At 69.1% G+C, this 14562-nt stretch carries 14 protein-coding genes, 1 tRNA gene and 1 pseudogene; 7 read left to right on the top strand and 9 right to left on the bottom strand.

Annotation, left to right across the window (positions count from 1 at the left end; translation table 11 throughout):
• The first annotated feature begins 119 nt into the window (after positions 1–119).
• From PGN25_02170 to PGN25_02160, 3 genes and pseudogenes are all read left to right on the top strand, one after another.
• A complete protein-coding gene (locus tag PGN25_02170; protein ID MEH3116432.1) occupies positions 120–371 on the top strand; it encodes a hypothetical protein in 252 nt (83 codons plus the stop codon).
• Between the two features lie 182 nt (positions 372–553).
• A pseudogene (locus PGN25_02165) lies at positions 554–655 on the top strand (short-chain dehydrogenase).
• Between the two features lie 128 nt (positions 656–783).
• A complete protein-coding gene (locus tag PGN25_02160; GenBank protein ID MEH3116431.1) occupies positions 784–2418 on the top strand; it encodes a peptide chain release factor 3 in 1635 nt (544 codons plus the stop codon).
• 184 nt (positions 2419–2602) lie between these two features.
• Here PGN25_02160 and PGN25_02155 read toward each other — a convergent pair whose 3' ends face one another.
• The 5 genes from PGN25_02155 to PGN25_02135 form a co-directional block, all read right to left on the bottom strand.
• Positions 2603–3961, bottom strand: a complete 1359-nt coding sequence (locus tag PGN25_02155) for an alginate export family protein (GenBank protein MEH3116430.1) — start codon at positions 3959–3961, stop codon at positions 2603–2605.
• Positions 3962–4213: 252 nt separating this feature from the next.
• Positions 4214–4648, bottom strand: coding sequence for a tellurite resistance TerB family protein (locus PGN25_02150; GenBank protein MEH3116429.1), 435 nt, complete (start codon positions 4646–4648; stop codon positions 4214–4216).
• Positions 4649–4738: 90 nt separating this feature from the next.
• On the bottom strand, positions 4739–5509 hold the full coding sequence (locus tag PGN25_02145) for an ABC transporter ATP-binding protein (GenBank protein ID MEH3116428.1): 771 nt from the start codon (positions 5507–5509) through the stop codon (positions 4739–4741).
• 11 nt (positions 5510–5520) lie between these two features.
• Positions 5521–6273 (bottom strand): ABC transporter permease subunit, encoded by a 753-nt coding sequence (locus PGN25_02140; protein MEH3116427.1) that lies wholly within the window; start codon positions 6271–6273, stop codon positions 5521–5523.
• A gap of 16 nt (positions 6274–6289) precedes the next feature.
• The gene (locus PGN25_02135; GenBank protein MEH3116426.1) at positions 6290–7303 is read right to left on the bottom strand and encodes an ABC transporter substrate-binding protein; all 1014 of its coding nucleotides are present in this window, start codon (positions 7301–7303) and stop codon (positions 6290–6292) included.
• A 184-nt stretch (positions 7304–7487) separates the two neighbouring features.
• Here PGN25_02135 and PGN25_02130 point away from each other — a divergent pair, with 184 nt between their 5' ends.
• Positions 7488–7898, top strand: coding sequence for a DUF3597 domain-containing protein (locus PGN25_02130; protein ID MEH3116425.1), 411 nt, complete (start codon positions 7488–7490; stop codon positions 7896–7898).
• Between the two features lie 507 nt (positions 7899–8405).
• Here PGN25_02130 and PGN25_02125 read toward each other — a convergent pair.
• Positions 8406–8481, bottom strand: a tRNA-Ile gene (locus PGN25_02125).
• Between the two features lie 655 nt (positions 8482–9136).
• Between PGN25_02125 and PGN25_02120 the strand changes: the two genes are divergently transcribed.
• Complete coding sequence (locus PGN25_02120; protein ID MEH3116424.1) at positions 9137–9352, top strand: hypothetical protein; 216 nt, start codon at positions 9137–9139, stop codon at positions 9350–9352.
• A 157-nt stretch (positions 9353–9509) separates the two neighbouring features.
• On the opposite strand, the gene PGN25_02115 is transcribed toward PGN25_02120, so the two are convergent.
• The gene (locus PGN25_02115) at positions 9510–9818 is read right to left on the bottom strand and encodes a hypothetical protein (GenBank protein ID MEH3116423.1); all 309 of its coding nucleotides are present in this window, start codon (positions 9816–9818) and stop codon (positions 9510–9512) included.
• Positions 9819–9868: 50 nt separating this feature from the next.
• A complete protein-coding gene (mntR, locus tag PGN25_02110; GenBank protein MEH3116422.1) occupies positions 9869–10363 on the bottom strand; it encodes a manganese-binding transcriptional regulator MntR in 495 nt (164 codons plus the stop codon).
• A gap of 377 nt (positions 10364–10740) precedes the next feature.
• Between mntR and PGN25_02105 the strand changes: the two genes are divergently transcribed.
• Positions 10741–12087, top strand: a complete 1347-nt coding sequence (locus tag PGN25_02105) for an Nramp family divalent metal transporter (GenBank protein ID MEH3116421.1) — start codon at positions 10741–10743, stop codon at positions 12085–12087.
• Positions 12088–12101: 14 nt separating this feature from the next.
• Here PGN25_02105 and PGN25_02100 read toward each other — a convergent pair whose 3' ends face one another.
• Positions 12102–12992, bottom strand: coding sequence for a LysR substrate-binding domain-containing protein (locus PGN25_02100; protein ID MEH3116420.1), 891 nt, complete (start codon positions 12990–12992; stop codon positions 12102–12104).
• A gap of 175 nt (positions 12993–13167) precedes the next feature.
• On the opposite strand from PGN25_02100, the gene PGN25_02095 reads away from it, so the two are divergent.
• On the top strand, positions 13168–14493 hold the full coding sequence (locus tag PGN25_02095; protein ID MEH3116419.1) for an SLC13 family permease: 1326 nt from the start codon (positions 13168–13170) through the stop codon (positions 14491–14493).
• Positions 14494–14562 lie beyond the last annotated feature (69 nt).

Raw genomic sequence — 14562 nt, 5'->3', positions numbered from 1 at the left:
TGGTTCTTCGGGTGGCGGGTTCCCCTGTCCCGCGCGACCACCGGAACGCATCGTCACACACCCTGTTCTCTTGCTGAGATTGCGCGCTCACAGCCGCGCTGACGCGAGGGCCGCCCCTGATGCCGGACAAGCTCAAGAGAACCCTGCTCGGCGCCGTCATCGCCGTGGCTCTCGCCGCTGCCGTCTCCTACGGGCTCATCAGCCAACAGACCGCCGACAAGATACAGACGGAGGCCAACCAAACCCTCAATGAGGGGCAGCCGCAACAGCAACCGCCGCCGCAGACGAACGCCCCGCAGAACCCGGACGTACCAACGCCGCCCGATCCCGCGTCCAACCAGCCGAATGCTACTCCGCCGCAAGGCCGGTGAAGATGGACATGAGCGGTGGCAGCGCTCCCAAGCCCATAGCGGTGGTCGTGGACGATGATGTTGCCCCGCTCTCGTGGAGCCTGTCAGGCTTTTCCACGAGGTGCATGCGATGCCCCCCCACACGGCCGCCCTATCCCGCTGAGTTCCACCGTCAGACCATCGAACCGGCCCGCGTGCTCGGCGTCTCGGAGGCGGTCGTCTACATGGCCGGGCTGCCGCTCTCGGCCATCGTCCTGTCCATGACGGTGATGGCGTCCGGCATGCCCTATGTCGGACGGGGATAGGGCGCGTCGGCACGCCGCCGGCGCCGGCGGCTTTGCGCCGGGGGCGCGGAACGCGTAGAGAGCAGGGCCGATTCCGAGAGACCTCCCGAGACGAGCGGCCGCCTGCCCCGCGGCGGCCGGTGCCCGCCATGCTGATGCAGACCGCCCCCAACCCCGCCGACCCCGAAGGGTCCGACGCGAAGGCCGACCCGGTCGCGCGGCGGCGCACCTTCGCCATCATCTCGCACCCGGACGCGGGCAAGACCACGCTGACGGAGAAATTGCTGCTGTTCGGCGGCGCCATCCAGCTCGCGGGCGAGGTCAAGGCCAAGCGCAACCGGGTTTCGACCCGTTCCGACTGGATGGGCATCGAGAAGGAGCGCGGCATCTCGGTGGTCACCTCGGTGATGACCTTCGAGTACGGCGACTGCATCTTCAACCTGCTCGACACGCCGGGCCACGAGGACTTCTCGGAAGACACCTACCGCACGCTGACGGCGGTCGACTCGGCCGTGATGGTGATCGATGCCGCCAAGGGCATCGAGGCGCGCACGCGAAAACTGTTCGAGGTGTGCCGGCTTCGCGACATCCCGATCGTCACCTTCGTGAACAAGCTCGACCGCGAGGCGCGCGATCCGTTCGATCTCCTCGACGAGATCGAGAAGACCCTGGCGCTCGACGTCGCGCCCGTGACCTGGCCGATCGGCTTGGGCCGCAACTTCGCCGGCACCTACGAGCTCGGGGGAGGGCGCGTGCGCCGGCTCGACGCGGCGGACGATGCCGGCACGATCCCCGTCTCGGGCCCCGGCGATCGGCTGTTCGACACATTGCTGACCGAGGACGGCGCGGCGCAGGGCTGGCGCGACGAGGTGGAACTGGCCGAGGGCGGCCTGAAGACCTTCGATCTCGCCGCCTTCCGCGAGGGGCACCTGACGCCGGTGTTCTTCGGCAGCGCCTTACGCAATTTCGGGGTGCGCGACCTCATCGACGGGCTCGCCCGCTTCGCCCCGCCGCCGCGCGGCCAGGAGGCCGACAAGCGCGCCGTGGCACCGACCGAGCCGAAGATGACCGGCTTCGTGTTCAAGATCCAGGCGAACATGGACCCGAACCACCGCGACCGCATCGCCTTCATGCGGGTCTGCTCAGGGATGCTCCGCCGCGGGATGAAGGCCAAGCTCGTGCGCACGGGCAAGCCGATGTCGCTCTCGGCGCCGCAATTCTTCTTCGCCCAGGACCGGGCCATCGCCGACGAGGCCTTTGCCGGCGACGTGGTCGGCATCCCCAACCACGGGACCCTGCGCATCGGCGACACGCTGACCGAGGGCGAGGAGCTCGTCTTCCGCGGCGTGCCGAGCTTCGCCCCCGAGATCATGCGACGGATCAAGCTCACCGACGCGATGAAGGCCAAGAAGCTGCGCGAGGCCCTCCAGCAGATGGGTGAGGAGGGCGTCGTCCAGGTGTTCATCCCGCAGGACGGCTCGCCCGCCATCGTCGGCGTGGTCGGCGCGCTGCAGCTCGACGTGCTGAAGGAGCGGCTGCAGGCGGAGTACGGCCTGCCGATCGACTACGAGACCACCCGGTTCTCGGTCTGCCGCTGGATCGAGGCGGAATCGGACGCGGAGATCGATCGATTCGTGAACACCCACGGCTCGGCCATGGCGAGCGACCTCGACGGCGCGCCGGTCTTCATGGCCACCACCGCCTTCTCGCTGCGCTACGAGGAGGAGCGCTGGGAGAAGATCCGGTTCACGGACGTGAAGGATTACCAGAAGCGGGCGGCGTGAGCGGCCGAGCGTGAGGGCCGGGGCGCCGGCTCGGTGACAGCGCGATGTCTCGGAAGCCGGGCCGTGCCGGTTCCCAGGTCTTCTCCAAGACCTGCTCTTTTCCAAGGCCTGCTCTTCCGCCGAGCGGCGACGTGCGTGCTCCGCACAGGACGGAGCAGCGGGCGCCGCACGAGAGGAGAGAGGCTCAGAAGAAGATCGTCGTGCTGAGATAGCCGTAGATCGTGTCGCCGGTGTCGGGCGCGTTCGGCGCGTTTCTCAGGAAGTCGCCCTTGATGAGGTAGGCGGCCCCGGCATCGAGCTGCACCGCCCTCGGCACGAGCCAGTAGCGGAAGCGCCCTTCGAGCTGCTGGCCCGCGAAGCGGCCCGAACGACCGGTCCGGTCGCGCACGCCGGTGGCGGCGAAGCTGTCGGTCGGGTCCTCCAGCCAGAGCCCCCGGTACTCGATGGAGGCGTCCCAGTACGGGTCCGGCGCGATGTCGAACCGCAAGCCCGGTGAGATCAGGTTCGCGCGCTGGACGGGCCCGTAGAGGCTGGTCGGGCCGTATTCCCAGCGCCGGGCACCGAACAAAGTGTCGAACCGGCTATAACCGGTGCGGTCGGAGCCGTCGCCGCTGGCGTGGTCGTAGTGCAGCGACACCCGCGGAGCCCATGGTACGTCGAAGGTGTAGCCCACCTCGGCATGGACGAAGTAGGCCGAGACGGGCAGATCGGTCATGTCGGTGAACGCCACCGTCTCGCGGGCCTGACCGGTTTGGTAGATGGCCTCGATGTCGTGATCCCAGGCACCGGGCTTCGGCAGCCGGGCGAGCCGGAAGCCCGGCGTGAACAGCCTGCGGTTCCGCGTCTGGATGCCTTCCAGTTGCGAACCCGTATCCTCCTCCAGGAGGCCGTAGCCGTAGACCTCGAGCGTGCCGCCGAGCACGCCCGTCCTCGTGTAGCTGCCACCGAAGAACTGAAGGTTGAAGCCTTCCCGGTCCCAGACGATGCCGTTGGCCAGGATCCCGGCGCGGTCATCGGGCAGGCGATAGTGCGGCAGGGTGTAGAACAGGCGCAGCTTGTCCTTCCCGGCGTTCTGCCAGTCGTAGGCGATGCCGGTGAAGGCGTTGATGGTGTTGCGGAACTGGTTGCGGGCGACGAGGCGGCGCGAGCCGACGTTCTGGGTGAAACGGCCGAGCGTCAGCGTGCTCACCGTGCCGGCCCCGACGGCGTCCTCCAGATCGAGGCCGAGATAGATCTGACCGAGTTCCAGCGCGTTCACCTCCGTTGTGGCGATGGAAGGGGAATTGCGCCGCTGGAAGTAGGCGCGGCTGTCGATCAGTTCCCCGCCGATCCGCGCGGGCCCGGCGTCGTACTCGGCGAACAGCGAGGTCTGGAGGGAAAACAGCTCGGTGCTGGGCGATGAAGGGGCAGGCCGAAACTGGCCGCCAAGCACCTCGGCCCGCGGCCGGAGCGTTCCGCCGATCTTCCAGTTCGACGGCCTGCCGAGCGCGTCGTAAAGGGTGAAGAAGGGCACCTTTGGCAGTGTGGACGACGCTTGGGGCAGCGTCTGAGCCCAGGCAGCGGGAGTGACGGCGAAGAATACGGCCGCGAAAAAACACGACCTTATCACGGATGGCCTCCGACGATCGAACGCATCCAAACCCTCTCACTTCGATCCAAGCACTCCAATATACGAAGCTTTTATCATCGAAGCAGGGGAGAATGATTTTATATTTGCACTTGTAATGAAAACATTATTCTCTGAAGATCTTGAGATTATTTATCAAGCCCATCCACAAGGGAACGAACAGGACCCTCAGCCGAGCAGGATCGCCTTGTCCACGTCGAGCGCGCGGGCCAGCTCGTCGAGCGCCCGGTGCTCGCTCTCGGTGATGCCGCCCTTGTCGGCCACGTCCGCCGCGATGAGGAAGACGTGCTGGCGCTGCTCCGGCGGGCGGTCGGCGATGGCCGCCACCTGCTGGACGTTCTCCAGGCGCCCGGCCCGCAGCTCGGCCCGGGCCAGCGCCTCGAACAGCGCCTTCTCCAGGGCGAGGGTGTCGTAGGATTTTTCGAGGATCGGGTTCGCCCGCATGCTGACGAGGGCCGCCTCGATCTCCTCCTCGTCGGTGTCGCCGTCGGCGACGATGACGTTGGCGGCGGCCGAGACCGCCGCCTGCATGAAGACGGCATCGCCCGCGTAGGACATCACCACCCGGTTGAAGCGGACGAGCGCGTCCTGAAAAAACCCCATCCTGCCCTCCCCGAGCCGCCCCCGTGCAGCGACGGCCGATGGTTCCAACGCGACCGGCGAACCGTCAAGACGGCAAGGCGGACGGAGCCTTCAGAGTTCCGCCGAGCGCCGCGACAGCTCCGCCCGCAGGTGCCGGGCCGCCTCGATCAGGGCCGCGTCCCGGCGCTGGCGCGGGCGGGGCAGGGCGATGGCGACGTCCGCCGCGATCCGGCCGGGACTGCCGGCCAGCACCACGATCCGGTCGGCGAGGTAGACCGCCTCGTCGATGTCATGGGTCACGAACAGCACGGTCTTGCCCGTCTGCGCCTTGATGCGCTGGATCTCGTCCTGAAGTCCTTCGCGGGTGAAGCTGTCGAGGGCCGAGAACGGCTCGTCCATCAGCAGCACTTCGGGCTCGACCGCGAGCGCGCGGGCGATGGCGATGCGCTGGCGCTGGCCGCCGGAAAGCTGGTGCGGCCAGCGCCCGGCGAGATCGGACAGTCCGACGAGCCTGAGCATCGCCGCCGCCCGCTCGCGGCGTTCGGACTTCGACAGGCCGTGCCGCTCCAGCCCGAAGGCGACGTTGTCGATCACCCGCCGCCAGGGCAGCAGCCGCGCGTCCTGGAACACGAGCGCCATCGGCGTGCGGGTTTTTTGGGGATCGGTGCCGAGATGGACCGTGCCGGCGCTGGGTTTCGCCAGATCGATCAGCACGCGCAGGAGCGTCGATTTGCCGACGCCGGATTCGCCGACGATGACGAGGAACTGCCCGCGCGGCACGGCGAGATCGAGGGCGGACAGGATCTCGGTGCGCCGCCCGTCGCGCGCGTAGGCGAGGCTCAAGCCGCGGATGTCGACGATGGGAGGGGACGCCGTGCTCATGTCGGTCGGGCTCATGCGCGCCACCGCAGCAGCCAGCCCTGCAGGGCGACGAAGCCGGTGTCGAACAGGCCGTACAGCCCGGCCATGGTGAGCATGTAGACCACGACGATGTCGGTGGAGAGGAGCGAGGAGGCCTGCATCATGCGCGCGCCGATGCCGGGCACCCCGAAGATCTCGGCGGCGACCACGGCCATCCAGGCCTGCCCCAGAGCCGTGCGCAGGCCGACGAGGATGCCGGGCGTCGCGGCGGGCAGAAGGATCTTGGTGAGCCGGGCCCATGCGCCGCGGAATCCGAAGGCCTGGGCCACCTCGACCAGATCGCGGTCGACCCCGCGCACCGCGCCTTGGGTCGCGAAGAACACGATCCAGAACACGCCGACCGCGATGATGAACACGGCGGCCGAGGGCTGGACGCCGAACCAGATGATCGCGAAGGGCACCCAGGCGAGGCCGGGGATGGGGCGCAGGAGCCGCACGACCCAGGCGGTCAGGCTCTCGAACCAGCGGAACATGCCGGAGAGGAGGCCCAGCGCGATGCCCGCGCCCGCCCCGACCCCGAGCCCGACCCCGTAGTGGCTCAGGCTCTCGACGACGGCCTTCGGCCACGCGCCGCCGGAGATCTCCCGGGCGAAGGCCGCGGGGAGGGAGGAGGGCGGCGGCAGGAAGGCCGGGTTGACGAGGTCGAGCCGGGGCGCCGCCTCCCACAGGGCGAGGAAGGCGGCAAGCCCCGCGACCGCGAGGACGGCCGAGCGGAACGAGGTCATGGAATGCGCTTCGGGATCAGGGCTTCTTGACCGCGTCGAACGGTTTGGCGTCGAACAGGCCGTCGGTCGGCGCCTCCTTGTCGAGGGTGCCGATCGAGACCTGGTAGGCCTGCATCCGCTTGGTCGCCTCGATGATCGTGCGCGGATCGGCGACGAACCTGGCGGCCGGCGAGGAGAGGGCCTTCCGGATGGTCGCCACGTCCGTGATGCCCTTGCCGAGCGCGGCCTCGACCGGCGGGGCGGCACGGGCCGGATCGGTCTTCAGGAGCTCGGTCGCCCGCACGAGCGCCGAGACCAGACCCTCGACCGCCTTCGGGTTGGCGTCGGCGAACCTGCCGTAGACGGCGACCACCGTCCCGGGCTGATCGGGGAACATCTCCCCGCCGGTGGCGATCAGCGTGATCTTCGGGTTGCGGCCCTGGACGATGGTCAGCGCCGGCTCGCGGATCGAGGCGCCGTCGACGGCGCCGGCGAGCAGCGCCTGCTGGGTCGCGTCGATGCCCATCGAGGCGATCTCGACATCGGCCTTGTCGGCCTTGGCCACCTGCCAGAGCCAGTGCTGCAGCGTGGTGTTGGGCACCGAGCCCGGCGGCTGCGTGGCGAGCCGGGCCGGGCGGCCTTCCCTGGTCTTGAACTGCTTGAACGCCTCCGCCTTGCTCGGCGCCGAGGCGAAGTAGGGGGCGAGCTTGGGGGCCGCCACGAACACCATCTCCTCGATGGCGGTGGCGGCCACGACCCGCACGTCGATGCCCTTGGTGCGGGCGACCGCCAGCGGGGCGATGCCGGCGACGTAGACGTCGATGGTGCCGGATGCCAGCGCCTGGATCATGTTGGGACCGGATTCGAAGGTGGTGAAGGCGGGCGCCAGCCCGGCCTCCCTGAGCCACCCCTCGCCGTCGGCGACGAAGACGGGCGCCGCGCCGACCACCGGGATCACGCCGATGCGCACGGGCACGGTCTGGGCGGCGAGCGGGGCGGGGAGGGCGAGAAGCCCCCCGATCAGGGCGAAGGCCTTGAAGAGATTGTGCATCGAGACGGGTTCCAGGGGAGCCGGACGGTCATCCCCATGGCACAGCGGGCACGATCTTCCAATCGCGGCGGCATGATCGGGCCTCGAAGCTTTGCCGGCCTGCGACGGAACGGCCCGGTCTCCCTGCCGTTTACTCAACCGACGGCGGCATCCACGCTGCGCAGACGACAGGAAACCTCATCCCATGAGCCTCATCGGCAACATCGTCAGCAAGATCCTCCACCCGTTCGGCGCGTCGGAAGCGCAGGCCTCCGAAACCCAGGCCCAGCCGTCCTCCGGCGGCGGCGGCGCGCCGGCCTCCACGTCCACCGGCGGCGGCGGCACGGCCTCGGGCGGATCGGTCGATGTCGAGGCGGTGCTCAACGACCTCGCCGCGAAGAACCCGCAGACGCTGAACTGGCGCACCTCGATCGTCGACCTGCTGAAGCTGCTCGACCTCGATTCGAGCCTGCACGCGCGCCAGCAACTCGCGGACGAACTGCACTATACCGGCGACAAGAACGACTCGGCCTCGATGAATGTCTGGCTGCACAAGCAGGTCATCAAGAAGCTCGAAGAGAACGGCGGCAAGGTGCCGGCCGACCTCAAGGACTGAGCTTCCCGCAGTCCCTGGCGCGATCGACGCATTCCATCACGATTGAGGCGGGCGGCAGGAACTCCATCCTGCCGCCCGCTCACATTTTCACGCGGCAGCCCAGGGGCTCACCACATCCCAACCGTACTGCCCGCTCACTTGCGGCCGGCGCACCGTCGTCCGCTCGGCGATGCAGCTCGGGCGCCTTCTCGCCGCGGCGGAGACTCGGCTCGGCTGAAACCCGGCACCGCCCGTACCGGCCTCGAGACCCCTTTCGCCGAAAACGCTGGATCCGCGCCGCCGGAGGCGTCCCTCGGCCAGGGAGCGACCGCGGTGGACGGGATCGAACCGATTGCAGCGATATCCGCACCGTGGACACGGGTGCAGATCGGCGGCTGAACCTAAGCCGCGTCCCACCTATGCGTTGCCCACATTGCCAGAGCCGCGTCACGCTGCGTTTTTATTCCGAAGTTCCCACCCACAGTTTTCGGGGAAGGACGAAAAACAGCGCTCTACAGAGGAGAAAAGTGGTGGGCCCGGCAGGACTCGAACCTGCAACCAGACCGTTATGAGCGGTCGGCTCTAACCATTGAGCTACAGGCCCTAACTGTTATATTTCAACGACTTGGTATAGACTTTCGGTTTCGTCTACGGAAATCCTCACAGAAACCGCCATTTTGAGTACCCGGGGGAGGGGCTTTCGACAAGCCCGGAAGGGGCGCTCCGGTGGCATCGAACGGCCATTCGTGGTTCGACCCGACGCCACGGCCGGCAGGGATCGCGCACGAAAAACCCCGCTCCGGCGAACCGGGCGGGGCTGAGGAGGCGCCCGTCGTCGAAGCGGGCATGAGGTAGACGGGTGGCGGATAGTCCGGTTCGCACTGGCGCGCTGCGATTCACGAAGGTGGCGGCGACCGATCCTCCATGATCGCCATCACGCGCGCCAGGGCATCCCGCACGGTCTGCGCGCGCTCGTGAGAGGCGGAGTCAGAAGGCCCAGCCCTCGCGGGCTTCCAGCGATCCCATGCTCGGGATAGGCGAAGTCGGTATCCGGCCCTCTTCGTCGCGGATGGCCTCAAGACCCGTGACGGCTTCGGCCAAGGCCCGACGGCATCGGCATCCCGGAGCACATCCGTTGCGACAATGGCTCCGAACCGAAGGGCCGCATGACGAGATGATCGCGCAGGCACTGCGCAAAACCGTCCCTCGCGATCCGTTTCCGCTTGGCCTATGCTCGAAGGCCCGAACAGGAGAACGACATGCGCTACACCGTTCACTGGACCGCGCCTTCAGGCCCTTCCACGGAGCCGCATGCCCTGGGCCTCAGGGCCGCCGAAAGGGCGATGACCTTCGCGAGCATGGGCGCTTCGGACGTCTATGTCGAGACGACGGACGGTCGGGTGTTCCGGGCGCCCGCTCAGATGGCCGCGCTGGTCGAGTACGCCCGCACAGCCGATTCCGCCCGCGTGGGATAGGGCGCATCAGGAGCCGATGAGCTGCCACTCGAAGATCAATTGGCGCAGTCTCGGACCTGCGCAGCGCAGCGAGCCTCCTCGAAGGTTCCGTAGGTCTTCGGGCCGTAGCACCGCGGCACACCCTCCCCGACGATGGAACGGCAGCCGGTGACCGGCCTCAGGTCTCGTCCTGATCCTGAGCGGGGCGCAGCGAGCGCTCGACGGTCTCCAGCACCGTATGTGCGAGCGCCGCGTCCGGATCGTCGCGGAACAGCACGTCGCGCAGCATGGCGAGATAGCCTTCGAGGCGCTCGTCGTAATGATCGGAATCGATCGAGCGCAGGACGCTGGCCAGGAAGCCCAAGGCCATCTGCTGGGCGACCTGCTTGGCACCGAGTTCGGCGAGCCCCTCGGCGAGGTTCGTCACGGCCGCGTCGTGCCGGGCGCTGACGGCGGCGAGCGCCGCGAGCTGCTGGTTCTGGTCCATCGATCCGGGTCCGTGATCCGAGTTCGCATCCAAGTCCGCGAGAGCCTTCGTCAGGATTCACGGCGCGCGTCGGCAAAGCGCCGGAACGCCTCCAGCGTCTCGGCGCTGACATGGTGCTCGATGCCCTCCGCGTCGCGTCGCGCCGTCTCGGCGCTGACGCCCACGGCGCGCAGGAAGCGTTCGACGATGCGATGGCGTTCCCGCGACTGCTCGGCCAGCGCCTGCCCCGCCGCGGTGAGGAACACGCCGCGATAGGGCCGCTGCTGCACGAGGCCCTCCTCGGCCAGACGCTTGAGCATCTTGGCGACCGTCGGCTGGGCGACCCCGAGGCGGGCGGCGATGTCGACCTGCCGCGCCTCGCCGCCATCGCCGATCAGATCGGCGATCAGCTCGACGTAATCCTCCACGAGTTCGAGGCGGCGGGCCTCACGGGCCTGACGGAAGCTCTCGACATGGACCTCCGCATCGACGAGCGGCGCATCCGCGTCCCCCCGGCCCGAGTCCCGTACCGGCTTCTGTCCCGAATCGCGCGACGCTTCCTGCATGGGGGCGGCAGGCTCCTCCGTTCCCAGGCGTGGCCTGTCGACCTGCGCCTCGTGAGATCTGTCCAACGACGTCCATGCCACACCCGCCGCACCGGCCTCGCTCCGGCGAAGGCTTGCGGTCGTCGGGCGTGTCGTGGGGCGATCCGAGCTGCCTGTTTAACCGATACGCGCCGGGGGTGGGAGCCCGGTCAGGCGCCCCTTGATCCCAGCTTCGGCGCGCCCTTATAGCTGATGCTATACGATGGTGCCGGCGATACCGGTGCGGGCGACGCGACCGGTTCCGCCGCTCCGCCTCGTCTTCCCGCTCCCCGTTCCTGCGGGGAGGCGGGCCGGGCAGGGGCGAACGGGTGCGGCGCCCGATGCGAATGGAAGCGGTGATGGATCAGGTTCGGCCGGCACCACCGGTGCGAGTTTCCGCGCAAGCCTCCCCGGAAGCGAGCCTCGGCGCGCTGAACGCCAGCGTCCCCGTGCGGGCGGAGGGGTCGTGGCCGCGGCGGCTCGTCGCCTTCCTGGGGCCGGGCTACATGGTCTCGGTCGGCTACATGGACCCGGGCAACTGGGCGACCGACATCGCGGGCGGTGCCCGGTTCGGCTACACGCTGCTCTGCGTCATCCTGCTCTCGAACCTGATGGCGATCGTGCTGCAGGCGCTCGCCGCGCGGCTCGGCATCGCCACCGGCCTCGACCTCGCCCAGGCCTGCCGCGAGCGGACCTCGCGGCCGGTCGCCATCGCCCTGTGGCTGATCTGCGAGGCGGCGATCATCGCCTGCGACCTCGCCGAGGTGATCGGCACGGCGATCGCCCTCAAGCTCTTGTTCGGCATTCCGCTGACGCTCGGCGCGATCGTCACCGCGCTCGACGTGTTCGTGGTGCTGCTGCTGCTGCGGCGGGGTTTTCGGGCGCTGGAGGCTTTCGTGATCGGCCTCCTGACGATCGTCTTCGTCTGCTTCGGCCTGCAGATCGCGATGGCCGCGCCCCCGGTCCAGGCGCTGCTCGGCGGCTTCGTGCCCTCGCGGGAGATCGTGACCAATCCGGCCGCGCTCTACATCGCCATCGGCATCATCGGCGCCACGGTGATGCCGCACAACCTCTACCTCCACTCCTCGATCGTGCAGACGCGGGCCTATCCCCGCACGGAAGCCGGACGGCGCGAGGCCCTGCGCTTCGCCGTCGCCGACTCGACGGTGGCGCTGATGCTGGCGCTGTTCGTCAACGCGGCGATCCTGATCATGGCGGCGGCGGTGTTCCACGCGGGCGGGCGCACGGACGTGGAGGAGATCGAGCAGGCCTACGAGCTGCTCTCGCCGCTGCTCGGCGTCGGCCTCGCTTCGACGCTGTTCGCCGTGGCGCTGCTGGCCTCGGGCCTCAACTCGACGGTGACCGCGACACTCGCCGGCCAGATCGTGATGGAGGGCTTTTTGCGCTTGCGCCTGCCGAACTGGGCGCGGCGGCTCGTCACGCGCGGCATCGCCATCGTGCCCGTCGTGATCGTCACCGTCCTCTACGGCGAGCAGGGCACCGCCCGCCTCCTCGTGCTGAGCCAGGTCGTGCTGTCGATGCAGCTCCCCTTCGCGGTGATCCCGCTGGTGCGCTTCGTCTCCGACCGGCGGCTGATGGGCAGCTTCACGATCCCGGGCTGGCTGAAGGGCCTGTCCTGGGCGATTGCCGCGATCATCGTAGTCCTGAATCTCAAACTCCTCGCCGACACGCTCGCGGGCGGCTGACATCCGCCCTCGCCTCAGGCCTCGGCCGCGCGAAGATGGGCCACGAAGTCCTGCGCGAAGGGCGGCAGGGCGGTGAGATCGCGCAGGCAGAGCTTGAGGTCGCGGGCGGCCCAGGGGTCTTCGAGCGGAACGAGGGCGATCCGCACCGTGCGCCACGCCCGCCGCGCCGTGGTCTCCGGCACGATGCCGAGGCCGACGCCGCACTCGACGAGGCGGCAGACCGCGTCGAAGCTGCGCAACTGCACCCGCAGGCGCATCGGCCGGCCGATGCGGGAGGCCTTGTCGGCGAGGAATCGGGTCAGGGCGCTCGGCCGGTCGAGGCCGACGAGGTCGTGCTCCAGCACCTCCGCGAAGCCGAGACTGCGGCGGCCGGCGAGCGCGTGGCCCGCGGCCACCACCACGACGAAGCGGTCGTGGCGGAAGGGGAAGGTCTGGAGCGCGCCGGTATCGACCGTGCCCGCGACGATGCCGAGATCGGCCGCCCCGTCGGCCACCATCCCGACGATCTCGTCGGAGGTGCGCTCCTCGATGTCGACGCTCACGCCCGTGTGCAGGGCGAGGTAGGCCGAGAGCGCCTCGGGCAGGAATTCGGTCAGCGCATTGGTGTTCGACAGAACCCGGATCTGGCCGACGGCGCCGCCCGCGAACACGGACAGATCGCCCTGCAGCCGCTCGATCTGGCCCAGGATCTCGCGGGCATGGGCGAGCAGGGCGCGGCCGGCGGGCGTCGGCGTCACGCCCTGGCGTCCCCGCAGCAGCAGCGCCGCGCCGAGCGAGTCCTCCATCGCCCGCACCCGCGCCGAGGCGGCGGCGAGCGCGAGGTTCGCCCGCTCCGCCCCATGGGTGATCGAGCCGGCCTCGACCACGTGGCGGAACAGGTTCAGGTCGACGAGATCGAAGCGCATCATCGTTGGGCCGAACGCGAGTTCCTCGCCCTCGCATTCGCGCGCGGCGCAGCCAAGTCCTGCCCCACGAGCGATCACGACAGCGTGAGCATCCTGTCAGCCTTCGCGACCCGCGAAGGCACCCACCACGAAAGCCGAATTGCGAACGGTTCCAATTCGCGTTTGAAGCGCGCTCATGGGTGCCGCATCAGCCAACATCATCGGGGGACAGGGCACGGCCGTCGCGGCCGGGGCCCTGCTCGTGCTGTGCATGGGGCTATGGGCGACCGGCCTCGTGGCCGAGATCGTCACGGCGCTGATGTTCTTCGCCCTGGCGATGCTGCTCAAGCTGGCTCCCGCGCAGACGGTGTTTTCCGGATTCGCCTCCTCGGCCTTCTGGCTGGTGACCGGCGGCATGGTGGTCGGGCTCGCCATGAACCGCACGGGGCTGGGCGACCGCCTCGCCCGCGCGCTCGCGGCACGGCTGCCCGCCTCCTATCCCGGGTTCATCGCGGGCCTCGTCGCCTTCTCCTTCCTGCTCGCCTTCGTGATGCCGTCCAATCTCGGACGCATCGCCCTGATGGTGCCCGTGCTGATCGCGCTTTGCGACGCGTTCGGGCTCGAACCCGGGCGCCCGGGCCGGACGGGGGCGCTGCTGGCCTTCGGCATCGCCACGCCGATGCTCTCGGCGGCAATCCTGCCCGCCAACGTTCCGAACCTCGTCATGGCCGGCACCGCCGAGACCCTGTTCGGCATCCACCTCAACTATCTGCCGTATCTGTTTCTGCACGCGCCGGTTCTGGGCCTCGTCAAGGGCGCGCTGCTCGTCGCCTGCACGGTGGCGATCTTTCCCGATCGGCTCGACGGCAAGCGGCCGGACCTGCCCCCGCTGCCGCCGCTCTCGGGCGGAGAGCGGCGCCTCGCGGCGATCCTCGCCGTGATGCTGGGGCTATGGCTGAGCGACGGGTGGCACGGCATCCCGCCGGCCTGGATCGGGCTGGCGGCGGCCGTGGTCTGCCTGCTGCCGGGCGTGGGCGTCCTGCCCGCGAACAGCTTCGGCGAGATCCCCTTACGGACCTGCTTCTACGTCGCCGCCCTGTTCGGACTGACCGCGATCGTCAACGAGACCGGCCTCGGCGCCCGGCTCGGCCACGCGCTCCTCGCGATCGCCCCGCTGGAGCCGGGCGCATCCGTAAGAAACTTCGCGACGCTCACCGGCCTGTCGATCGGCTTCCTGTTCGCCGCCACCGCCAACGGCGCGCCCGCCCTCTACACGGCGATGGCGGAAGAGTTTTCACGCGCCAGCGGCTTCGACCTGATGAGCGTGCTGATGGTGCAGGTGGTCGGCTATTCGACGCTGTTCCTGCCCTATCAGGCGCCGCCGATCATCATGGCGATGGACCTCGGCCGCCTGTCGCTGGCCGACGCCACCAAGCTGACGCTGGCGACCGGCTTCGCCTCGCTCCTCGTCGCGACTCCACTCGCCTATCTTTGGCTCCGGCTGACCGGGAGGCTGGCGTGAGACAGATCCGCGCGATCGTCAGCCCGACATATGCTGCACTGCAGCACGGGCATTGCCGGCCGGAGGGCC

The organism is Methylorubrum populi, assembly GCA_036946625.1.
Lineage (GTDB): Bacteria > Pseudomonadota > Alphaproteobacteria > Rhizobiales > Beijerinckiaceae > Methylobacterium > Methylobacterium populi_C.
This window is presented reverse-complemented; position numbering and strand designations above follow the sequence as displayed.